The 23,232-nt window shown below is 62.5% G+C and carries 11 protein-coding genes; 4 read left to right on the plus strand and 7 right to left on the minus strand.

The window, feature by feature from the left end; translation table 11 throughout:
- Nucleotides 1–9: 9 nt before the first annotated feature.
- From BXA01_RS07060 to BXA01_RS07080, 5 genes are all read right to left on the minus strand, one after another.
- Entirely contained in the window at nucleotides 10–234 is a 225-nt protein-coding gene (locus BXA01_RS07060) for an MbtH family protein (RefSeq protein WP_016770808.1), read from the minus strand.
- An 82-nt stretch (nucleotides 235–316) separates the two neighbouring features.
- Nucleotides 317–1,729, minus strand: coding sequence for an aspartate aminotransferase family protein (locus BXA01_RS07065; protein WP_076563689.1), 1,413 nt, complete (start codon nucleotides 1,727–1,729; stop codon nucleotides 317–319).
- 106 nt (nucleotides 1,730–1,835) lie between these two features.
- Entirely contained in the window at nucleotides 1,836–2,357 is a 522-nt protein-coding gene (locus BXA01_RS07070) for a GNAT family N-acetyltransferase (protein WP_076563690.1), read from the minus strand.
- Between the two features lie 216 nt (nucleotides 2,358–2,573).
- Nucleotides 2,574–3,899, minus strand: a complete 1,326-nt coding sequence (locus tag BXA01_RS07075) for an ATP-binding protein (protein ID WP_076563691.1) — start codon at nucleotides 3,897–3,899, stop codon at nucleotides 2,574–2,576.
- The gene (locus BXA01_RS07080; protein ID WP_039759813.1) at nucleotides 3,896–4,576 is read right to left on the minus strand and encodes a response regulator; all 681 of its coding nucleotides are present in this window, start codon (nucleotides 4,574–4,576) and stop codon (nucleotides 3,896–3,898) included. Before BXA01_RS07080 ends, BXA01_RS07075 begins: the two co-directional genes overlap by 4 nt.
- A 154-nt stretch (nucleotides 4,577–4,730) precedes the next feature.
- Between BXA01_RS07080 and dsbD the strand changes: the two genes are divergently transcribed.
- From dsbD to dsbG, 3 genes are read left to right on the plus strand one after another with little or no spacing between them, the layout of a single operon-like run.
- Nucleotides 4,731–6,464 carry a protein-disulfide reductase DsbD gene (dsbD, locus tag BXA01_RS07085; protein ID WP_076563692.1) on the plus strand — a complete coding sequence of 578 codons (1,734 nt, stop codon included), beginning with the start codon at nucleotides 4,731–4,733 and terminating at the stop codon, nucleotides 6,462–6,464.
- Nucleotides 6,464–7,345 carry a TlpA disulfide reductase family protein gene (locus BXA01_RS07090; protein ID WP_071173088.1) on the plus strand — a complete coding sequence of 294 codons (882 nt, stop codon included), beginning with the start codon at nucleotides 6,464–6,466 and terminating at the stop codon, nucleotides 7,343–7,345. Before dsbD ends, BXA01_RS07090 begins: the two co-directional genes overlap by 1 nt.
- Nucleotides 7,321–8,091 (plus strand): thiol:disulfide interchange protein DsbG, encoded by a 771-nt coding sequence (gene dsbG / locus BXA01_RS07095; RefSeq protein WP_076563693.1) that lies wholly within the window; start codon nucleotides 7,321–7,323, stop codon nucleotides 8,089–8,091. Before BXA01_RS07090 ends, dsbG begins: the two co-directional genes overlap by 25 nt.
- A 124-nt stretch (nucleotides 8,092–8,215) precedes the next feature.
- On the opposite strand, the gene BXA01_RS07100 is transcribed toward dsbG, so the two are convergent.
- Together BXA01_RS07100 and BXA01_RS07105 are read right to left on the minus strand one after the other, a co-directional pair.
- Entirely contained in the window at nucleotides 8,216–9,031 is an 816-nt protein-coding gene (locus BXA01_RS07100; RefSeq protein WP_076563694.1) for an alpha/beta fold hydrolase, read from the minus strand.
- Between the two features lie 192 nt (nucleotides 9,032–9,223).
- Nucleotides 9,224–22,222: a non-ribosomal peptide synthetase gene (locus BXA01_RS07105; protein WP_076563695.1), complete on the minus strand. Its 12,999-nt coding sequence runs from the start codon at nucleotides 22,220–22,222 to the stop codon at nucleotides 9,224–9,226.
- Nucleotides 22,223–22,592: 370 nt separating this feature from the next.
- Here BXA01_RS07105 and BXA01_RS07110 point away from each other — a divergent pair, with 370 nt between their 5' ends.
- A complete protein-coding gene (locus BXA01_RS07110; RefSeq protein WP_008088195.1) occupies nucleotides 22,593–23,147 on the plus strand; it encodes an RNA polymerase factor sigma-70 in 555 nt (184 codons plus the stop codon).
- Nucleotides 23,148–23,232 lie beyond the last annotated feature (85 nt).

Genomic DNA, 23,232 nt, shown 5'->3' on the forward strand with positions numbered 1-23,232 from the left:
CCCGGTCGCTTATTGCGCCGCGACTTGCGCATCCATCTTCTGGCGCAGGCTCAACGGGCGCATGTCGGTCCAGACTTCTTCGATGTAGGCCAGGCATTCCTTTTTCAGGCCGCTCTTGCCCACGGTGCGCCAGCCTTGCGGCACAGCTTTGTAATCGGGCCAGATCGAGTATTGCTCTTCGTGGTTGACCACGACCTGAAAGAGGATGTCCTCGCGGTCGAATACTGACGTCATGCTGGTTCTCCATCGTTGTAAGGTCGGCTGCACAAAGAATGCAGCCGGGTATGTAGAAAGAACGTTCGCCGCGCGGAAAAATTTACAGCGCGGTGGTGGCAGCGGCCAATGCGCGACCGAAGATCTCGGCCACCCGGTCGACTTCCGCGGCAGTGATCACCAGCGGCGGCAGGAAGCGCACCACTGCGCCATGGCGACCGCCCAGCTCCAGAATCAGGCCACGCTTGAGGCATTCACGCTGAACCAGCGGCGCCAGACGCGCAAACGCTGGCGGATGACCGAGCGCGTCGGGCGCGCCGTTCGGGTCCACCAGTTCGACGCCGAGCATCAGGCCGCGACCACGAATATCGCCCATCTGCGGGAAGTCGCGTTGCAGGATGTGCAGATGCTCGCTGAGTCGATCACCCATGGCGGCTGCGTGCTCGCAAACCTTGTGCTCCACCAGATAGCGCATCACCGCTGAACCGGCGGCCATGGCCATCTGATTGCCACGGAACGTGCCGGCGTGGGCGCCCGGTTGCCAGGTGTCGAGCCAGTCGCGGTAAACCACCACCGCCAAGGGCAGGCTGCCGCCGATGGCTTTGGACAGTACAACCACATCCGGAACGATGCCCGCGTGTTCAAAGGCAAACATCTTGCCAGTGCGGGCGAACCCGCTCTGGATCTCATCGACAATCAGCGCCACACCAGCCTTCTCGGTGATCCGGCGCAAGCCGCGCAACCACTCGATGTCCGCCGGTATCACGCCGCCCTCGCCCTGCACCGCCTCGACGATCACCGCCGCCGGCAATTGCACGCCAGCCTCGGGATCGTTGAGCAGGCTTTCCAGATAACTCAGATTGGCGTTGACGCCCGCTGCGCCGCCCAGACCGAACGGGCAGCGGTAATCGTAGGGGAACGGCATGAACTGCACGCCGTTGCTGAGCAACGCACCCAGTGGTTTTTTCGGCCCCAGGCTGCCCATCAGGCTCAACGCACCTTGGCTCATGCCGTGATAACCGCCGGAAAATGACAGCACGGTGCTGCGCCCGGTTGCGGTGCGCACCAGTTTCAGCGCGGCTTCCACGGCGTCGGTGCCGGTCGGGCCGCAGAACTGGATTTTCGCTTGCGCCGCCAGCTCTGTCGGCAGCAGTCCGAACAGGTCCTGGACGAATTGATCCTTGACCGGCGTAGTCAGGTCGAGGGTGTGCAGCGGCAGCTCATCGGCCAGCACTTGCTGGATCGCCTCGATCACTACCGGGTGGTTGTGCCCCAGCGCCAGCGTGCCGGCGCCGGCCAGGCAGTCGATGAATGTACGTCCTTCAACATCCTCGACATACAAGCCCTTGGCACGCTTGAGCGCCAAGGGAATACGCCGAGGGTAACTGCGTGCGTTGGACTCCTGCCGGCTCTGCCGCGCCAACAACGGTGATTCGTTGAATTCGAACAACGTTTCCGCCGGCGCCGAGGCGACCCGGGCCGACAACGCTTCGATAAGACTGGTGGCGACTGACATCTCTCGACCCCTCAATTCGCTATGGATAGTGACCAGAACAGCACACCGACAGGTGCGCGTTCCGGTCGCGGGGCGCACTTGCAGGTTTTCCTGTTCTGGAAACGCTTCAGCGCGGTGCGGATTTACACCCTTGATCGAGTTGTCCGGCCGGTGAGGACAAAGGTTTGCGCAGCGGCACGGTTTGTAGGCCGCTGGAAAGACCGGGTGGCGCTGCCTGTTGGTAGCCCAGGTGCCGATAGAACGCCTCGGCGGTGCGCGTGCTGTTGAGGTGAGCATTGCGCACACCGCGAACCCGCAACCAGCCTTCGACATTCTGCATCAGCGCCCTGCCGACGCCGCGGCGAAAGGATTCCGGCTGGACGTAACACAGCAGGATTTCGCCACTGACCCGGGCCATGCCGACACCGACCGGTTTGTCTTCGAACGAAGCGATACAGAGATAAAAGTGTGGGTCGGCGAGCCGGCTACTGATGAAATCGGCGGAGGAGCGGTTAAGCCAGTCGCTGACCAGAAGTGGATGGTTGCGGTGATCGAGTGCACATCCGATACGGATCGAGCGCTCGACAATACGGTTGATGATGCCGGTGTCGGCCAGAGTGGCCGAACGAACGCAGACGGGTGCTTCCATGGCGCAGTTCCCTCAATCCTTTGAGTCAAAGCTGGGTTGACCTTAGCCCCGTCACTGGCGGATAGCGAACGCCGAGAAGTTACATTTGATGTGGAAGAACGTGATCATTTGTGGGAGCGAGCCTGCTCGCGAGAGCGTCAGGCCAGTCAACGTCGATGTTGAATGACTTACCGCATTCGCGAGCAGGCTCGCTCCCACAGGGGATCCGAGGTGAGATCAGAGCGGTTGCAACGGCATGGTCAGTTCGACCCGCAAGCCGTCCGGGCGGCTGTCGAAATGCAGCGCACAATCACAGCGCTGAACAATCGCCTGGACAATTGCCAGCCCCAGCCCGCAACCGGTGCTCTGCCCGTTGCGCCAGAAGCGCTGGGTCAGATGCTGCAAATCATCCGGCGCAATGCCCGGACCATGGTCACGCACGACAAAACGCACACGATTGCCGATGCTCTCCAGGCTAACCTCGACCGCGCAATCTTCAGGCGTGTGACGCAAGGCGTTGTCGAGCAGGTTGCGCAATGCAGCAATCGCCAGCACGGCAGGCATTTGCAGCGGCGCGGCGGACAGATCGTCAGGCACGTGCAGTTTGATCCGCAGCCGTTCACCGCCAGTGGCGTCCTGAATCGCCAGTCTGGCCACTTGCTCGGCGCTGCATTGCGAGCCGTCATCGAACGACAGGCTGCCTTCGACCCGCGCCAGCAACAGTAACTGTTCAAGGGTGCGGTGCAAGCGATCGGCACCCTCCTCGGCGCGCGCGAGCGACTGATCGCGCGCGCTGCCGTCGGTCATGCGCGCCACTTGCAGGTGGGTCTTGATCGCCGTCAGCGGACTGCGCAGTTCATGCGCGGCGTCACCGGTCAAGCGACGCTCACGCTCGATGGTCTTGCCGATGCGTTGAAACAATTGATTCTGAGTTTCCAGCAACGGCTTCAATTCGCTGGGAAACGCCTGCAATTGCAACGGCTCAAGAGAGTCGGCATTGCGCCGCATCAGCGCCTCGCGCAGTCGATTGAGTGGCGCCAGACCCTGACCGATGCCCAGCCACAGCAGGCACAGGCAACCCAGCAACGCCACGCCAACCGGTACCGATGCCGCCAACAGAATCGACATGTTCAAGGCTTCGCGCTCGATCTGCCGATCCGCCGTAGTGATGCGCACATCGCCCCGGGCCAGGGTGAAACTGCGCCACGGTGCGCCGTCGATCATCTGATCGTGAAAGCCCATTTTCTCGGCTTCCAGCGCTTGCTCGGGGTTGTTATGGCTTCGCGCAAGAATCTCGCCGCGCAATGAGCTGACCTGACAAGCCATGCCACCGGGAATATTCAGCTGTTCTGCGCTGAAATGGGTGCCCTCGCCCTTGCTCGGCAGCGTCGGCAATTGCTCGAGCAAGCCGGCGACCATGCGCGCCGAGGCAACCAGGCGCTGGTCGAGGGAAAACATCATCTGATTGCGCAGATCGCTGAGCATCCACGCCGCCGCCAGCGCCCAGATCAGCGCGAACGCCGCGCCAAGCGTCAGGCTCAGGCGCAGTCGCAGACTCATCATTTGCCTTGCTCTGCGCCATCGGCAGGCCCGAGGCGATAGCCCAGACCGCGCACGGTTTCAACGATGCCTTTGCCAAGCTTGCTGCGCAGATGATGGATGTGCACGTTCAGCGCGTTGCTTTCCAGCTCGTCGTTAAAGCCGTAGACGCTGTCCTTCAGTTGCTCGGTGGACAGCACCCGGCCGCGATTGTGCAGCAGCGCCTGCAACAGCGACTGCTCACGACGCGACAGGTCCACCGGTTGCCCGGCCAGACGGGTTTCGCGGCTGCTCGGGTCGTAGGTCAGCGCGCCGTGCTCGATCAGATTGACGCTACGACCGGCCACCCGGCGCAACAGGGTTTGCAGGCGAGCGAACAGTTCGCGCAGGTCGAAAGGCTTGAGCAGATAGTCGTCGGCGCCGGCCTGCAGACCATCGACACGATCGGTCACCGAGTCACGGGCAGTTAGGATGAGAACCGGAATTTCCAGGCCGCTCTGCCGCAACTGTTGCAGCAACTTGAGGCCATCTTCGTCCGGCAGGCCGAGATCGAGCACCATCACATCGAATTCGGCGACCTTGAGCATCGCCCGCGCCTTGGACGCGGTGTTGACGTGCTCGACGGTCAGACCCTGGGCGGTGAGGCCGGCAACGATGCCGCTGGCAATCAGCTCGTCGTCTTCGCAAACCAGTACGTGCATGGTGAATCCCACAGAAAAAAGCGGATTAGGCAGTTGGCCGATTAAGCTGACATTATGGCGCCCAACGTCACTGCGACAAGGGCATGGCGGTTAATCATCGGTTAATCGCCGCTGCCCATTGTGCACCTCACTTGCACAGGGACAAGGCTTCTCCATGCGTCATTTTTTTGTTTTGTTTGCGTTACTGATCTCGGGCCTGGCCCAGGCTGGAAACAATCCTTTCGATACGAAACCGGACTTCTTGCCGGTCGACCAGGCGTTCGTGTTGACTTCCGAGCATCTGGATTCAGGCGAAACCCAGCTGTTCTGGCAGATCACCGACGGCTATTACCTGTATCAGAAACGCCTGAAATTCGATGGTCTCGCCGCTGATCAGCAGCCGGTGTTGCCTGAAGGCGAATCCCACAGCGATGAGTTCTTCGGCGAGCAGCCGGTCTATCGCCAAGGGCTTGAAGTGAAAATCCCGGCGGCGGCCAGCGGTCAGATCAAAGTCAGTTATCAGGGCTGCGCCGATGCCGGTCTGTGTTATCCACCGCAAACCAGGGTGATCGATCTGGGTGGCAAAGCCGCAGCAACAACAGGCGCTGAAGCCCCGGATCAGGCTTTGGCCAGCAGTCTGCAACAACGAGCGCTGGGCTGGAGTCTGCTGGTGTTCTTCGGACTTGGTCTGCTGTTGGCGTTTACCCCGTGTTCGCTGCCGATGCTGCCGATTCTGGCGGGGATGATCGTCGGCAGTGGCGCCACACCACGGCGCGGGTTTGCCTTGGCCAGCAGCTACGTGATCTGCATGGCACTGGTTTATGCGGCGATGGGCGTGATTGCTGCGCTGCTCGGTGCGAACTTGCAGGCGTGGTTGCAGAATCCGTGGTTGCTCGGTGCATTTGCGGCGATTTTCGTGATCTTGGCGCTGCCGATGTTCGGCTTCTTCGAGCTGCAACTGCCGGTGGTCCTGCGTGATCGCCTGGAACATGCGTCGCGCAGCCGCAGCGGCGGCAGCCTGATCGGCGCCGGTGTGCTGGGCGCATTGTCCGGTCTGTTGGTCGGGCCGTGCATGACCGCGCCACTGGCCGGCGCGCTGCTGTACATCGCGCAGAGCGGTAACGCGTTGCACGGCGGTCTGATTCTGTTTGCACTGGGCATCGGCATTGGTGTGCCGCTGTTGCTGCTGGTCACCGTGGGCAACCGATTCCTGCCGAAACCCGGGGCGTGGATGAATCTGCTCAAGGGCATATTCGGCTTCCTCTTTCTTGCCACTGCATTGTTGATGCTGCGCCCGGTACTGGATCCGTCGTTGTGGCTGGGGCTGTGTGGCGCTCTGCTGTTGATCGCCGCTTACAGCTCATGGAAACAATCCGAAGGTTTTGGCCACGTCGCGCAAATGTTTGGCGCCCTGTCCTTGTTGCTCGGTTTGTGGGGCAGCGTGTTGGTGATTGGTGCGGCGGGCGGCAGCGATGATCCGTATCAGCCATTGCAGGTCTACAGCGCCGGCGGTGCAGCCAGTGCAGCGCCAAGTGGCCACGATGCCTTCATCACCATCAAGGAACCGACCGCCCTGCAACGCGAACTCGACGCGGCCAAGGCTCAGGGCCAGTGGGTGTTGCTCGATTACTACGCCGACTGGTGTGTGTCGTGCAAAGTCATGGAGAAGAAGGTGTTCGGTGAGGCCAAAGTCATGCAGGCCCTGAGCGATGTGCGCCTGCTGCGCCTGGATGTGACCGCCGACAACGCTGCCAGCCGCGAGCTGCTCAGTCGCTATAAAGTGCCGGGGCCGCCGACGCTCATCTGGATCGGCGCTGACGGCGAAGAACGCCGCAGCCAGCGCATCACCGGCGAGGTCGATGCCGATACCTTCCTGCAACGCTGGTCCGCCACCCGAGATGCCAACTGATGCTGACGTTCACCCTCGGCACCTTCGCCATCGCGCTCAACCACCTGCTGCTGATCAGTGCTCTGGCGCTGGCGACATTTGTCGGCTGGCGAGTGGCCAAGCGCGGCGGCGATAACCCCGAGTCAGCGCTGTTCAGCCTGTTTTTGCTGGGCATGCTCGCGGCCCGCATTGCGTTTGTCGCGCTGTACTGGTCGCACTATCGCAATGACCCGTGGCAGATCATCGATCTGCGCGACGGCGGTTTCCTCGCTTGGCCCGGAGTGATCGTGCTGCTGCTGGCGGCGTTGTATCGCGGCTGGCGCCGGCCCGCTTTGCGTCGACCGTTGGGTTTCGGCGTGGTCAGTGGCGTGGCGTTCTGGCTGCTTGCCACCCTGTCGCTGAATATCTACGAACAGGGTACGCGCCTGCCGGATATATCCCTGCGCAACGCCGCTGGCGAAACCATCAAGCTCAGTGAGTATCAGGGCGGGCCGCTGGTGATCAACCTGTGGGCGACCTGGTGCCCGCCGTGCCGGCGAGAAATGCCGGTGCTGGAGAATGCCCAGCAACAGCGCCCTGACCTGACATTTCTGTTCGTCAATCAGGCCGAAAGCATGCAAAGCGTGGCCACGTTCCTGGAAACCCAGGGCCTGAGCCTGAACAACGTGCTGTTCGACCGCCGCGGCCGTCTCGGTCAGGCCGTGGGTTCCATGGCGTTACCGACTACGCTGTTCTATAGCCCGGACGGTCGCTTGCTGACCAGTCACCTCGGTGAACTGTCGAACGCCAGCCTCGCCCGCGCCCTGGAAACCTTCGACACTTCGCCTTCAAGCCCGAATCAGGCCGTTGCCCCGGCCAACTCTGCAAGGAAACTGCCATGCCCCGCCTCTGCCACCTGCTGACGCTGACCCTGGGCACTGCCCTGCTGCACTTGCCGTCGGTGCAGGCCGCTGAAGAACTACCCGCAGCGATCAAAAAAATCGAAGCCAAGGGCGCGAAAATCGTCGGCCAGTTCGACGCCCCTGATGGCCTGCGCGGGTACGCCGCGCAATACCAGAATCGCGGCATGGCGCTGTACCTGACCCCGGACGGCAAGCACGTCGTGGTGGGTAATCTGTACGACGCCGACGGCAAGGACCTGAGCAGCGAGCCGCTGCAGAAACTGGTTTACGCACCGATGTCCAAGGAAGTCTGGGCCAAGTTCGAGGCGAGCAACTGGATTCAGGACGGCAACAAGGATGCACCGCGCACGGTGTACCTGTTCAGCGATCCGAACTGCCCGTACTGCAACATGTTCTGGGAACAGGCGCGACCATGGGTCAAGGCCGGCAAAGTGCAGCTGCGCCACATCATGGTCGGCATCATTCGCGAAGACAGCCCGGGCAAGTCAGCCGCACTGCTGGCGGCGAAAGACCCGGCCAAGGCCCTGCAAGATCATGAGAGCGCCGGTAAGAGCAGCGCCCTCAAGGCTTTGAAAGACATTCCGGTCGCCGTGCAAACCAAACTCGCGGCCAACATGCAGTTGATGGAAGACCTCGAACTGCAAGCCACCCCGGCGATTTTCTACATGGACGACAAAGGCGAACTGCAACAACAGCAAGGCGCGCCTTCGCCGGACAAGCTGGTGAAGATTCTCGGGGCTAAGTAGTTTTTTTCATTGCTTGGACCGGCCTTTTCGCGAGCAGGCTCGCTCCCACAGTTGACTGCATTCCCTCAGCAAGAATGCGATTAACTGTGGGAGCGAGCCTGCTCGCGAATGAAGCTCACTCGGTCTAGCGGTTGCGCTCGGCCAGAAACGCCAGCAGCGCCTCAGTGACAAACCCGGGATTCTCCAGATTGGAGATATGCCCAGCCTCCGGCACCAGCACGCACGGGCAACCGATCAATTCAGCCATTTCCCGTGCTTCCGAGGGTGGCCGTGGTTTGTCCTGGTCACCGCACAGCACCAGCGTCGTCGCCGGGTTCAGCTCGCCCAGGCGTGGCAACAGGTCGTCGCGACCAAACGTGATGCGTCCCATCGGGACGATGCTTTCGCGCAAACGCTCGGGCGAGTAGCTCTGCAGTTTTGCGCGGAAGCCCTGATATAGCGGCGACTGCGGGTCGATGCCCGGGCGGAAGAAGATTGGCACAACGATGTCGAGCAATTGTTCGGAGATGGTGCCGCTGTCTTCGATCTGCTTGAACAACGAGAAGTAATACTGCCGGGTCGGTTCCGGCTCGACGCCGACGTAGGTGTCCATCAGCACCAGACCGTTGAGACGTTGCGGTGCGGACAGTGCCAGGCGCACGCCCCACATGCCGCCGACCGAAAGCCCGACGAGGGTGACGTGGTCGATGTCCAGATGATCAAGCAAGGCCTGCGCCTGTCGGGCGATGTCATCCAGCGATGTCGTGCCTTCAGGTAACTTGCCGGACTCGCCATGGCCCCACAGATCCAGGGCGATGACGCGATAATGCGGGGTCAGCGCGGCGATCTGCGGCGCCCACATCACTTGATCCCAGAGATAACTGCCAGCCAGCAACACGGCCGGGCCGGTGCCTTGATCAATGTAGTGCAGTGCTTGTCCGTCAACCGTGAAAAAGGGCATCGACCACCTCCGCGAGAAAAAACAGAAACGGCAGACTGAGCTGCCGGTTGTTGATCGTCAAGGATGGAAATGTACGGCAATGTACAGACGCCATTCGCGAGCAGGCTCGCTCCCACAGGGGATTTGTGTTCACCACGGATCCCGTGTGGGAGCGAGCCTGCTCGCGAAGAGGCCGACCCAGGCATCGGAGGACTACAACCCCTCCAGCTCCGCCATCAGATCATTCAACCGATCAACCTTCTCCTTCGTAATATCACTGGCCGCCAGCCCATCGATGTACTCGGCCAGTTCCTCCACCGTGCTGCACTCGAACATCGCGCGCAGCGGCACATTGCGTTGCAGGGCTTTCTGTACCCGCGACGCAATTTGCGTAGCCAGCAACGAATGCCCGCCCAGTTCGAAGAAGTTGTCGCGCACGCCAACCCTTTCCACTTTAAGCACCTCAGCCCAGATATCAGCCAGGGTCTGCTCCAGCTCGTTGCGCGGCGCCAGATAATCCTCGCTCTGCAACTGACCGATCTCCAGCGTTGGCAAGGCTTTGCGGTCGAGTTTGCCGTTGGCATTGAGCGGCATCTGCTCCAGCCACAGCCAGTGCAGCGGCACCATGTATTCCGGCAGTTCGGCGCGCAGGCGCTGCTTGATCCGCTCCAGACGCTCTCCCGGATTGAGCGCTGCATCGGCCGCGACCAGATAACCCACCAGATGCTTGCCGTTGACGCCCTCCTGCACACCAACCGCCGCGTCGCGCACTTCCGGTTGTTCATGCAGGCGCGCTTCGATTTCACCGAGCTCGATGCGGTAACCGCGAATCTTCACCTGATGATCGACGCGGCCGACATATTCCAGCACGCCGTCAGTGCGCCGCCGTGCCAGATCACCGGTGCGGTACAGGCGCTCGCCCGGCGCGCCGAACGGATTCGGCACAAACACCGGCGCGGTGCGCAGCGGATCGCTGACGTAACCGCGACCGACGCCGGTCCCGGCAACACATAGCTCACCCACCGCGCCCAAAGGCACCAGTTCCAGAGCGCCATCGACCAGGTACAGCAAGTTATTGTCGGTCGGCGTGCCGATCGGCAAATAGCTGCCGCGCGTCGAGGCCATGTCGACGCGGAAGAACGCCACGTCATCCGAGCATTCCGCCGGGCCGTACGCATTGACCAGACCAATACCCGGGTAACGCAGCAGCCATTGATGGGCCAGTTCCGGCGGCATCGCTTCACCGGTCGGCAGCATCCAGCGCAAGCCGTCGAGGCTCAGACGCTCGGAGCCGAGCATGCCCTGAATCAGCGACGGCACACTTTCCAGCACGGTGATGCCCTGCGCCTGTACATGCGCCAGCAGACCTTGCGGATCGTGGGCAATCGCGTTCGGCACGATGTCGACCCGCGCGCCGAACAACGGCGCAGCGAGGAACTGCCAGACGGAAATGTCGAAGCTTTGCGAGGCGGTCTGCGCGATCACATCGGCCTCGCTCAAATCGAGGTACGGGCGTTTGCTCAACTGATTGTTGAGCATGCCGCGCTGCTCGACCATCACGCCTTTAGGCAGCCCGGTCGAACCCGAGGTGTAAATCACATAGGCGAGATTATCCGGGCCACTGCGGATGCCAGGATTGTGCGCCGCTGCCACTGACGCCTGCACCTCTTCCCACACCAGCAGGCGTGGACGATTCGAACAGCCAAACTCTTCGAGCAGGGTCTGCGCCTGCTCAAGGCAGGCTGCGCTGCACACCAGCAACGGCGTGCGACTGAGCTCGATGATGCGGCTCAGGCGCTGGCTCGGTAGACCCGGGTCCAGCGGCAGGTAACCGGCACCGGCCTTGAAGCTGCCGATGATCATGCCGAGCAGGTCGAGATTACGCTCGGCCAGCAGCGCCACCGGTTGATCCATGCGCACACCGGCAGCGACCAGGGCATGGCCGAGGCGGTTGGCGTTGTGGTTCAGCTCGGCGTAGCTAAGTTGCTCGTCAAGGCAACTGGCGGCAACGCGCTGCGGATGCGCCGCGACCTGCGCTTCGAACAGCGCCACGTAGCTTTGCTCCAGCGGGTAGTCGTGGCCGCTCTGGTTGCAACCGTGCAGCAGGAAGTCGCGCTCTTCGTCGCCCAGCATCGGCAGATCGGCCATGTCGCCATGGAAGCCGTCGACCAGCGCCAGCAGCAGGCGCTTGAACTCACTGAGCATGCGCTCGACCGTCGCCTCGTCGAAGTAACGCTGGTCATAGGACAGGTGCAAGCCAAGGTCATCGCCCGGGTAACACACCGCGGTCAGCGGGAAGTTGGTGTGGGTACGGCCGGAATCCGAGCTCGCATTCAGGCTCTGTGCACGATCAAGCACCGAGACTTCCACCGGGGCGTTTTCGAAGACGAAGAGGCTGTCGAACAGCGGCTGGCCTTTGGGCAATTCGCTCTGTTCCTGGATGTTCACCAGCGGCAGGTATTCGTACTCGCGCAGTTGCATGTTGCTGTCGAGCAAAGCGCTGAGCCATTGACGCACGCTGCTGCGCTGATCGTCCGCAGGCATCTTCACCCGCAAGGCGATGCTGTTGATGAACAGGCCGACGGTGCGCTGCATTTCCGGCATGTCTACCGGCCGACCAGCGACGGTGACGCCGAAGAGCACATCGCGATCACCGCTCAGGCGCCGCAAAACCAGAGCCCACGCAGCCTGGGCAAAAGTGTTGACGGTCAGTTGATGAGCCTGCGCCAGTTCCCGCAGCCGTGCGCCGTCCTCGACATTGAGGCGGGTGTAGCGGTCGCCGACGATCATGCCGCCGCTTTCACCGGCGTGTTCGCGCAGGAACGGCCGGTCGCTCGGGATCGGCGTGGTGCGCCCGAAGCCTTGCAGATTCTGCCGCCACCACTGCCGCGCCTCGGCCAGGCTCTGGCGTTGCAGCCAGCCGATGTAGTCGCGATAGCGCGGCGGCACACTCAACTGCGCTTCGCGACCTTCACCGAGGGCGGTATAGATCTCGAAGAAGTCGTTCATCAGCAGCGAACGGCACCAGGCGTCGATGAGGATGTGGTGGTTGCTCATCATGAACCAGTAACGCGCCGCGCCGACCTTGATCAGGCGCAGGTGAAACGGCGCCTGATTGAGCAGATCGAACCCGGCTTCGCGCTCGCTTTTCAGCAGCGCTTGCAGCTGTGGTTCCTGCTCGGTTTCGGCGACGGCGCTCCAGTCCAGATACTCGATCGGCGTGCGCCCCGGCGTGTGAATCACTTGCAGCATGTCTTCGCCAACGTTCCAGCAGAACGAAGCGCGCAATGCTTCATGACGAGCGACCACCGCTTGCCAGGCCTGGGCGAAACGCTCGGGGTCGAGCTCGCTGTTGATGCGATATCGATCTTGCATGTAGTACAGACCGGTGCCCGGCTCGAGCAAGGTGTGCAGCAACATGCCTTCCTGCATCGGCGTCAGCGGGTAGACATCTTCGATATGCGCGGCCGGCACCGGCAGCGCATCGAGTTGCGCCTGAGTCAGTCTGGCCAGCGGGAAGTCCGATGGCGTCAGGCCGCCGGCTTCGTCTTGCAGACAATGCACAATCAAGCTGTGCAGTTCGCCGAGATAGGCATCGGCCAGATCGTTAATGGTTTGCGCCTCGTAACGCTCGGCACTGAAAGTCCAGCGCAGCAGCAGTTCACCACCGTAAACCTGACTGTCGACACTCAGCTCGTTGGGCAACGGCGCCTGCGGATCGTGGGCGGCACCGATTGGCTCATCGAGAGGACGGAACAGCGCATCGCTGCCGAAGCTCTGGTCGAACTGCCCGAGGTAGTTGAAGGTGACCGGCGCCTGCGGCAGCGCGGCCATGCTCTGGCGGCAGCCGTCATCGGCCAGATAACGCAACACGCCATAACCGAGACCTTTATGCGGAACGGCGCGCAGTTGTTCCTTGATCGCCTTGATCGAAGCGCCCTGCCCGGCGGCCTCTTCGACATTGTGCGGAGTCAGGCGCAGCGGATAAGCGCTGGTGAACCAACCGACGGTGCGGGTCAGATCAATCTCGTCGAACAGGGTTTCGCGACCGTGCCCTTCCAGTTGAATCAGTGCCGAGGGCTGGCCGCTCCAGCGGCACAGCACACGGGCCAGCGCGGTCAGCAGCAGGTCGTTGACCTGAGTGCGATAAGCACTCGGTGCCTGTTGCAGCAACTGTCGGGTGCGCTCGGCATCGAGGCGTACGCTGACGGTTTGCGCATGGCGATTCTGCCTGCCGCCCTGCGGGTTTTCGCAAGGCAGATCGGCGCTTGGCCCGGCCAGTTGCGTTTGCCACCAACCGAGTTCTTCACGCAGCGATTCGCTGCCGGCGTAAGCCTGCAAACGCGCGGCCCAGTCCTTGAAGGCGCTGGTTTTCGCCGGCAGTTTCAGCGGCTGCGCAGCGTCGAGCTGGCGATAGGCGGTTTGCAGATCATCCAGCAGCACGCGCCACGACACACCGTCGACCACCAGGTGGTGGATGGCGATGAACAGGCGTTGCTGAACATCCGCAACATCGACCAGCACTGCGCGCAGTAACGGGCCGTTGCGCAGATGCAGACTGCGTTGCGCGTCGGCGAACAGAGATTCGCACCGATCCAGCGAATCGACGCTGACTTGCCAGAGCACATCCTCATTCGTCAGCGCTTGATGCGTCGCGTGCCATGCATCATCGGTTTCAGTGAAACGCAGACGCAGCGCATCGTGTTGCTCGATCACCGCCAGCAAAGCTTGCTGCAATCGTTGCGGCTCGAGGCGCACAGTCGGTTCCAGCAACAGCGCCTGATTCCAGTGCTGGCGCTGGGGAATGTCCGTATCGAAGAACCAGTGCTGAATCGGCGTCAGGCGCGATTCTCCATCCACCAGGCCCTGCTCGGCCATCACCTGCTCGGTGCGGCTGGCGACTGCGGCGAGGGTCTGCACGGTCTGGTGCTGGAACAGGTCGCGCGGACTGAAGTGAATGCCCTGCTGACGCGCGCGGCTGACCACTTGAATCGACAGAATCGAGTCGCCGCCGAGTTCGAAGAAGTTGTCGTTGAGGCCGACCTGCCTGACGTTGAGCACGTCGCACCAGATCTGCGCCAGGGTCTGTTCCAGCGCGTTGCTCGGCGCGACATAGTCCTGACGATTGAGCTGCGGGTCCGGCGCCGGCAAGGCGCGGCGGTCGAGCTTGCCGTTGGCGGTCAGCGGCATGCTCGCCAGCAGCATCAGGTGAGTCGGCACCATGTAATCCGGCAGTTGCGCCTTGAGCTGCGACTTGAGCGCTTCGCGCAGTTCCGCCTGTTGCGCTTCGCCGTGTCCGGCGACATCGGTAACGAGGTAACCCACCAACTGCTTGCCACTCGGCGCATCCAGCGCCAGCACCACCGCTTCGCGGATCGAAGGGTGATCGAGCAGGCGCGTTTCGATTTCGCCCAGTTCGATGCGGAAACCACGGATTTTTACTTGATGGTCGATCCGGCCCAGATACTCGACCAGACCATCGGCACGCTGGCGCACCAGGTCGCCGGTGCGATACATGCGTCCGCCATCAGCGGCAAACGGGTCAGCGACAAAACGCTCGGCGCTGATGCCCGGACGGTCGTGATAGGCCTGGGCCAGACCGGCGCCACCGACAAACAATTCACCGGTCGCACCTTGCGGCACCAAGGCCAGATCGGCGTCGAGAATGTAGGCGACTCGCGCCCCGATCACGCTGCCGATCGGCACACTGCCGGCGCCCTCTTCCAGTACCTGCGGCGCCAGACTGGCCAGCGGCATGACCACGGTTTCGGTCGGGCCGTAAGCATTGAAAAACTGCGTCGGTTGGAATGCCGCGCGGATGCGCTGCAGATGCTCGCCGGTAAGCGCTTCACCGCCGGTGATGATCATGCGCACCGGCAGGACTTCATTCTGCGTGGCAAGGAACTGCGCCAACTGGCTGCCGTAGCTCGGCGTGAAGCCGAGGACGTTGATCCGATGCGCACGAATCAAGCCGCAGATTTCTTCCGCGTCCCACTGGCCCTGCGCCCGCAACACCACCTGTGCACCGCTGAGCAGCGGCACCAGCAGACGTTCGGTGGCGGCGTCGAAGTTGATCGAATAGAAATGCAGTTCACAGTCGTCCGGGCGCATGCCGAAGCGTTCGATCACGGCCTGGCAGTGCATGGCGATTTCACCGTGGGAGACCACCACGCCTTTCGGTTTGCCGGTCGAGCCGGAGGTGTAAATCAGATAAGCCTGATGTTGCGGCAGGCTGATAAACGGCAACTCGCTGGCCGGGTAGTCGGCCAATCCCGGGCTGTCATCTTCCAGACACCAGCGCGCCACGTCTGACGGCAAGTCACCCAGGGCCTGAAACATCGCCCGATCGCTGAGCAGCAGGCCGATGCGGCTGTCTTCAATCATGTAATGCAGACGGTCGAGCGGGTATTCCGGATCCAGCGGCACATAAGCGCCGCCCGCCTTGAGAATCGCCAGCAGGCCGATGACCATTTCCAGCGAACGCTCCAGCGCCAGACCGACCCGCACCTGCGGGCCGACCCCACGCTCACGCAGCGCCCAGGCCAGACGATTGGCACGGGCATCGAGTTCGGCGTAGCTCAGGGTCTGTCCGGCGAAGGTCAGCGCCGGCGCGTCTTGGCGCGCCAGTGCCTGTTCGGCAAACAGATGATGAATGCACTGGTCGAGACGATGCTCGCCCGGCTCGATGCCGAGGCTGTCGAGCAGCTGCTGTTGCTCAGACTTATCGAGCAACGGCAGTTCGCTGAGACGTTGCTGCGGATCAGCGATCAACGCTTCAAGCAGGTTGCGCCAATGCCTGGCCATGCGTTCGATGGTCGGTTCGTCGAACAGGTCGGTGCTGTAAGTCAGGCAGCAGCCGAGGCGATGGTCGAGATCGGTGACTTCCAGATTGAGGTCGAACTTGGTCGCCCGCGCATCGTTGGCCAGGTACTCGACGGTCATACCAGCGAGGGTGCGGCTCTGCTGGAATTCCCAGCGCTGCACGTTGCACATCACCTGGAACAGCGGGTTGTAAGCCGCGCTGCGTGGCGGCTGCAAGGCTTCGACCAGATGATCGAACGGCAGATCCTGATGGGACTGGCCTTCGATCACGGTGTGGCGCACCTGCTCGAACAGTTCGCCGACCGACATCTGCCCGTCGAGCTGGCAACGCAGCACCTGGGTGTTGAGAAACGCACCGATCAGCCCTTCGCTTTCCGGGCGGATACGGTTGGCCACCGGCGCGCCGATGCGCAGGTCGGTCTGGCCACTATAGCGGTAGAGCAACGTGGCGAGCGCGGCAGTCATGGTCATGAACAGGGTCAGGCCGTTTTGCGCATTGAACGCCCGCACCCGCGCAGCGAGATCGTCGCTGAGGTCGAAACGGAACAGCTCGCCCTGATGGCTCTGCACCGGTGGACGCGGACGGTCGCCGGGCAGTTCCAGCAGCGGATGTTCGCGACCGAGTTGCGCGGTCCAGTATTCGAGCTGGCGCTGGCGCTCGCCGGACTCCAGCCACTGGCGCTGCCAGACGCTGTAGTCGAGGTATTGCACCGGCAGCGGCTCGAGCGGTGATTCGCGTTCATCGACGAAAGCTTCGTATAGCGCACTGAGTTCACGGGCAAAGATGTCCATCGCCCAGCCTTCGGTGACGATGTGGTGCAAGGTCAGGACGAAGTAATGCTCGTGCTCGGCGGTCTTGACCAGACAGGCACGCAGCAACGGACCGGTTTCCAGATCAAACGGCTGGTGCGCTTCTGCATCGGCCAGTTGTTGCACTTGTAGCTCCCGGACTTCTGCCGGCAGGCTGGAGAAATCTTTCCAGCCCATGCGCACGCCGGTCTCGGCATGCACCTGTTGGCGGGCGACGCCGTCAATGCTGGGGAACGTAGTGCGCAGGGTTTCATGGCGCAGGATCAGCGCCTGCAACGCCGCCTCGAAATGCTCGACGTGCAGCACGCCGCGCAAGCGCGCCATGCCGCCGACGTTGTACGCCGGGCTGTCCGGTTCCATCTGCCAGAGGAACCACATGCGCTGCTGCGAATAGGACAACGGCACCGCTTGGCTGCGGTCGACTTTGCTGATCGGCAGCTGGGGGTTGGTGCGGCCGCTGACCTGGATCAGGCGAATCTGTTCGGCGTAATCGCCCAGTTCGCTGTGCTCGAACAAGGTGCGCAGCGGCAGTTCGACGTCACAGGCCTGACGTGTGCGCGAAATGATTTGCGTGGCCAGCAGCGAATGACCGCCGAGGGCGAAGAAATCATCGCGTAGGCCGACCTGGCTCAGGCCGAGCACTTCGCGCCAGATCGCGGCGAGCTGTTGCTCCAGTGCGCTGACCGGTTCGACGTGTTCACGCACCTGCCATTGCGGCTCGGGCAAGGCGCGGCGGTCGAGTTTGCCGCTGGGACTCAGCGGCATCGCATCAAGGCGCAGCAATTGTGCGGGCACCATGTATTCCGGCAGCTCGGCAGCGAGGGCAGCTTTCAGCCGAATGATTTGCTCATCGGCATTTTCATGCGCATCGGTCGCCGTGAAGTAGCCGATCAGTTGTCCACCGGCAGCGGTTTCCCGCACCAGGACCACGGCTTGGGCGACGCCATTTTGCGCCAGCAGTCGCGCCTGAATTTCTTCCGGCTCGACGCGAAAGCCACGCAGTTTGACCTGCTGATCGAGACGGCCGAGGTATTCGATCACGCCATCCGAGGACCAGCGCGCACGGTCGCCGGTGCGGTACAAGCGGGCGCCCTGCTCGCCCAGTGGGTCGACGACGAAGCGTTCAGCGGTCAACGCCGGCCGGCCGAGATAACCACGGGCCAGACCGATGCCGCTGATGCACAGCTCGCCCGGCACGCCCGCCGGTACTGGATTGAGATCGGCATCGAGAATGCGGCAGATCACATTGCCCAGCGGCCGGCCAATCGGCGAGCGCTCGCCATCGGCGGCACTGCAATGCCAATGGGTGACGTTGATCGCGGTTTCGGTCGGGCCGTAGCGGTTGTGCAATTGCACCGCCGGCAATTGCGCCAGTACCCGGTTGCGCAGCTCGGCGGGCAAGGCTTCACCGCCGGAAAACAGCCGGCGCAGGCTGGTGCACTCGGCACTCAGCGGCTCGTCGATGAACAGCGCCAGCAGCGGCGGGACGAAGTGCAGCGTGGTCACGCCGTATTGCTGGACCCGTTGCGCGATGCGATGTGGATCACGGTGCTCGCCCGGGGCGGCAAGCAACAGCCGCGCGCCGGTGATCAGCGGCCAGAAGCATTCCCACACCGAGACGTCGAAACTGATCGGCGCTTTTTGCATCAGCACGTCGGTTTCGTCGAGGCGGTAAATGTCCTGCATCCATTGCAGGCGCTCGGCCAGCGCGGCGTGGGTGTTGCCGACGCCTTTCGGTTGCCCGGTGGAACCCGAGGTGTAAATCACGTAGGCGAGGTTGTCGCCGTGCAGGTGCAGGCCCGGTGCCTGGCTCGGCCATTTATCCAAGTGCAGCGCATCCATGGCGATCACGCTGACGCCATCGCTGGCCGGCAGACGCTCGAGCAATTGCGTCTGGGTCAGGAGCAGTTCGACGCCACTGTCGCGGAGCATGTACGCGAGGCGTTCGGCCGGATAATCCGGATCAAGCGGCACATAGGCGCCGCCGGCCTTGATGATCGCCAGCAGACCGATCAGCAGTTGCGGCGATCGCTCGGCGGCAATGGCCACGCACACGTCAGGGCCGACGCCCTTGTCGCGCAGGTAATGGGCGAGCCGGTTGGCTTGCGCGTGCAGCTCGGCGAAATCCAGAGTACCGCCGTCCCACACCAGCGCGGTGCGTTGCGGGGTTTTGCGCAGTTGTTGCTCGAGCAGTTCCGGCAGCCATTGTTGCGCCGGGGTGCACGGAGCGACGCTCCAGTCTTTCTGCTGATTCTGCTCGCCGGCGGTCAGCAAGCGCAGATCGCCGATGGCCTGCTGTGGCTGTTCGCAGACCTCGCTGAGCAGATTATGGAAATGCTCGGCCAGGCGCTCGATAGTCGTGGCATCGAACAGTTCGCTGGCGTAGTCGAACGCCAAGCTCAGACGCCCGTTGCGATCTTCTTCGCTGTGCAATTGCAGATCGAACTTGGCTTCGCGGCTGTGCCACGGCAGTTCTTCGGCGAGCAGACCCGGCAGGCGCTTGAGCGCACTGAGGTCGCGCTGCTGATGGTTGAACATGACCTGGAACAGTCCCTGTTCGCGGGCCTGCGGGAACGCTTCGAGCAGTTGTTCGAAGGGCAGATCCTGATTGGCCTGGGCGCCGAGTGCGGCTTGGCGGGTCTGGTTCAGCAACTCGGCAAATGTCAGGCGCGAATCGATTTGCGCACGCAACACCTGGGTATTGATGAAGAAGCCGATCAGGCTTTGGGTTTCCAGGCGCGGACGGTTGGCGTTGGGCACGCCGATGCGAATGTCGCGCTGACCGCTGTAGCGGTGCAGCAAACTTTGCAACGCAGCGAGCAGAAGCATGAACGGCGTGGCCTGGTGGGCCTGCGCAGTCTGGCGGATCGCCTCGCTGAGTTCGGTACTCAAGCGCACGCTGTGGCGCGCGGCGCTGTGGTTGTGTCTGGCCGAGCGCGGGTGATCGGTGGCCAGTTCCAGTGGCGGATGCTCTTCGCCCAACTGCGCTTTCCAGTACGCCAGTTGCCGCTCGCCCTCGCCTTGCGCCAGCCATTGCCGCTGCCAGTTGCCGTAGTCGGCGTATTGCGTGAGCAGCGCTGCCAGTGTCGCCGGCGTCCCTTGGGTTGCCGCCGCGTAGAGACGCGAGAATTCGTCGAGGAGGATATTCAGCGACCAGCCGTCGGCGATGATGTGGTGCAGGGTCACCAGCAATTGATGCTGTTCATCATCGAGGCGCACCAGCGTCACTCGGAGCAACGGGCCTTTTTCCAGATCGAACCGAGTGCGCGCCTCGTCTTCGCGAATCTGCTTGGCACGGGCTTCGCGCTCGGGAATTGACAGGTCGCTGATGTCGATCAGTTGCAGATTGAGTTCGGCAGCGGCGAGCACTTGCTGCAATGCCACGCCGTCGCGCTCGAAGAAACGTGTGCGCAAGGATTCGTGGCGTTCGATCAGATGCTGGAAGCTGTTGCGCACGGCGTTTACGTCGAGCTCGCCACGCAGGCGCAGACCACCGGGAATGTTGTAGGCACTGCTCTGTGGATCGAGTTGCCAGGTGATCCACAGACGGTTTTGTGCCAGCGATTGCGGCATCGGTTCGCTGCGCGACAAGGTGCTGATCGGACCTTGAGCGCTGCCGCCGTCCTGTATTAGCTGCGCCACAGCGGCAGCGAAGGTGGACAGGGTTGGCGCTTCGAACAGCAGGCGCAGGCTCAGCTCGACACCGAGTGCTTCGCGAACCCGCGCGACCACTTGCGTGGCGGCGATCGAGTTGCCGCCGAGCAGGAAGAAATGGTCGTCGCCACTGACCTGCTTGACGTTGAGTTGCTCGGCCCAGATTTGCCCGATCAACGCCTCAAGATCCGAAGTGCTGCTGGTCGCGGTTTCCGTTGCGGCTGTGATCGGAGGGAACTGCGCGTAACTGTCGAGGCTGCCATCAGCCAGACGATTGCGGCACGCCGAGCGCTGCAGTTTGCCACTGGAAGTTTTCGGCAACGCGCCCGGATTGAGCAGCACCACCACGCTTGGCGCCTCCTGATACGCCTCGGCCACGGCTTGGCGAATGGCTTTGATGAGCGCATCTGGCGCAAGGATTTTCTGCACGCTGCGGCTGATTTCCGCAGCGACGCCGATGCCCTCTTCGCCGTTGTGAGTGACCGCGAACGCCGCCACGCGGCCCTTGCGCACCACTTCGACTTCGCGCTCGACAGTCTGCTCGATGTCCTGCGGGTAGAGGTTGTGGCCACGGACGATGAGCATATCTTTCAGGCGCCCGGTGACGAACAGTTCGCCGTCACGGATAAAACCCAGATCGCCGGTGCGCAACCAGGTGCGGCCGGCATGCTGAACAAAAGTCTTGGCGCTGGCTTCGGGATTGCGCCAGTAACCGTGGGCGATGCTCGGGCCGGCGGCCCAGACTTCACCGACGGCGTTGTCGGCCAGTTCTTCGAGGGTATTCGGTTCGACGATCAGCACCGCGTGCTCAGGCTGGCTGATGCCGCAGCTCATGATCGCGCTGCCGTCGCCCGGCTCGGCGCGGTTTTGCGCCAGCGCCTGATCGTCCACGCGCAGCGCCGGGATGCCGGTGCCGCGCGGTGTGCCGGCGACAAACAGGGTGGCCTCGGCCAGACCGTACGAGGCCATGAAGCTGTGTTCGCTGAAACCGCAGGCGGCGAATTTTTCCGCGAAGCGCTCGAGGGTGTCGAGGCGGATAGGCTCGGAGCCAGAATAGGCCACGCGCCATCGACTCAGATCGAGGCGCTCAAGGGCCGACTCGCTGACCCGCTCACTGCACAAACGGTAGGCGAAATCCGGGCCGCCGCTGATGGTGCCGCCGTATTCGGCAATCGCTTCCAGCCAGCGCAACGGCCGGCCGAGGAAGTACGCCGGCGACATCAGAATGCACGGTACGCCGCTGAAAATCGGTTGCAGCAGACCGCCGATCAGACCCATGTCGTGGTACAGCGGCAACCAGCTGACGATGACATCGTTCGGGTTGACGTCGATGCCGAAACCGTGACGGATCAGCAGTTCGTTGGCGACCAGATTGCCGTGGCTGACTTGCACGCCCTTGGGCAGCGCGGTGGAGCCGGAGGTGTATTGCAAAAAGGCGATGTGTTCGGGCGGCAGGCTCGGTTCAATCCAGCTTTCGGCCAGTGCGCTGTCGAGGGTATCGACACACAGCAGCGGCGGCGCGCCTTCGATTTGTTGCAAGGCATCGCGCAGATCGGCGCTGGTCAACAGCAGCTTGGGCTCGGCGTCGGCGATGATCGACAGCAATCGCTCCTGATGATGACGACGCGCCGATTCCGGCGGATAGGCCGGCACCGCAATCACACCGGCATATAGGCAACCGAAAAACGCCGCGACGTAATCCGCGCCGCTGGGAAACAGCAGCACCGCACGCTCACCGAATCCAGCCTGACCCTGCAACGCAGCGGCGATGGTGCGCGCGCGTTGATCCAGTTCGCGATAGCTGAGCACCACAGTCTGATCCGGGTTTTCGGCGAGAAAACGCAAGGCCAGTCGGTCCGGCGTCAGGGCCGCGCGACGCTTGAGGGCATGGACCAGGGTGCTGGGGAGTTCGAACGCGTCGGTCATGAGGTTTCCTGCCTGAATTCGGCTTGCAAGTGGAATCGGGTGGCTGCGTCACACCTGTCGAGAGGCGTGCGGGGCGCGGTCTGTGCCGACCGCGCAAGGCATCGGAATGCGCTGAGGCCGGGGATCTGCACCCGGGCCATTCACCAATGAGAACGGATGGACTGCGGAAATAATTAGTCGGCAGAGGCGATGTCCAGCGGGGCCAAGGTGCGGCGGCGTGTCGCAGTTCGCAAAACACATCGACTTACAGCACTACTTCTCTTTCTCATTTGACAATCATTATCATTCAACATAATTTGTCGCTCGATGTGTAGGACGGCGCCGTCCCCCGAGGCCCTCCCACTAACCTATTGGCAGCAAGGTGATTTCCATGACGGAACAAGTATCCACAAGCAGGTGCGATTCACCGCTACTTCAGGCATTCGTCGACAATCGACTGATTCTGGTCAAGATTGCAGCCCGCATTACCGGTTGCCGATCCCGTGCCGAAGACGTGGTTCAGGATGCGTTTTTCCGACTGCAATCGGCGCCGCCGATCACGTCGTCGATCAAGGCTCAGCTGAGCTACCTGTTCCAGATCGTGCGCAACCTCGCCATCGATCACTACCGCAAGCAGGCGCTCGAACAGAAATACTCAGGCCCGGAAGAGGAAGGCTTGAACGTGGTGATTCAGGGCGCTTCGCCGGAAACTTCGCACATCAACTTCTCGACTCTGGAACACATCGCCGATGCGCTGACCGAACTGCCCAGCCGCACCCGTTATGCCTTCGAGATGTACCGCTTGCACGGCGTGCCGCAAAAGGACATCGCCAAGGAACTGGGCGTATCGCCGACCCTGGTCAACTTCATGATTCGTGATGCTTTGGTGCACTGCCGCAAGGTCTCGGGCAGTCGGCGGGATGCGGTGATTGCCGGTCGTCGTTAGGATCCGGATTCTGCGTCAAGCCATTCGCGAGCAGGCTCGCTCCCACAGGATTTGATGAACGACGCAAATCCAGTGTGGGAGCGAG

It is taken from the genome of Pseudomonas sp. B10, from assembly GCF_900156235.1.
Taxonomy (GTDB): Bacteria; Pseudomonadota; Gammaproteobacteria; order Pseudomonadales; family Pseudomonadaceae; genus Aquipseudomonas; species Aquipseudomonas siliginis.

Coding starts and splice junctions, on each gene's coding strand:
- BXA01_RS07060 (WP_016770808.1), bottom strand. CDS start 234: ATGACGTCAGTATTCGACCGCGAGGACATCCTCTTTCAGGTCGTGGTC.
- BXA01_RS07065 (WP_076563689.1), bottom strand. CDS start 1,729: ATGTCAGTCGCCACCAGTCTTATCGAAGCGTTGTCGGCCCGGGTCGCC.
- BXA01_RS07070 (WP_076563690.1), bottom strand. CDS start 2,357: ATGGAAGCACCCGTCTGCGTTCGTTCGGCCACTCTGGCCGACACCGGC.
- BXA01_RS07075 (WP_076563691.1), bottom strand. CDS start 3,899: ATGATGAGTCTGCGACTGCGCCTGAGCCTGACGCTTGGCGCGGCGTTC.
- BXA01_RS07080 (WP_039759813.1), bottom strand. CDS start 4,576: ATGCACGTACTGGTTTGCGAAGACGACGAGCTGATTGCCAGCGGCATC.
- dsbD (WP_076563692.1), top strand. CDS start 4,731: ATGCGTCATTTTTTTGTTTTGTTTGCGTTACTGATCTCGGGCCTGGCC.
- BXA01_RS07090 (WP_071173088.1), top strand. CDS start 6,464: ATGCTGACGTTCACCCTCGGCACCTTCGCCATCGCGCTCAACCACCTG.
- dsbG (WP_076563693.1), top strand. CDS start 7,321: ATGCCCCGCCTCTGCCACCTGCTGACGCTGACCCTGGGCACTGCCCTG.
- BXA01_RS07100 (WP_076563694.1), bottom strand. CDS start 9,031: ATGCCCTTTTTCACGGTTGACGGACAAGCACTGCACTACATTGATCAA.
- BXA01_RS07105 (WP_076563695.1), bottom strand. CDS start 22,222: ATGACCGACGCGTTCGAACTCCCCAGCACCCTGGTCCATGCCCTCAAG.
- BXA01_RS07110 (WP_008088195.1), top strand. CDS start 22,593: ATGACGGAACAAGTATCCACAAGCAGGTGCGATTCACCGCTACTTCAG.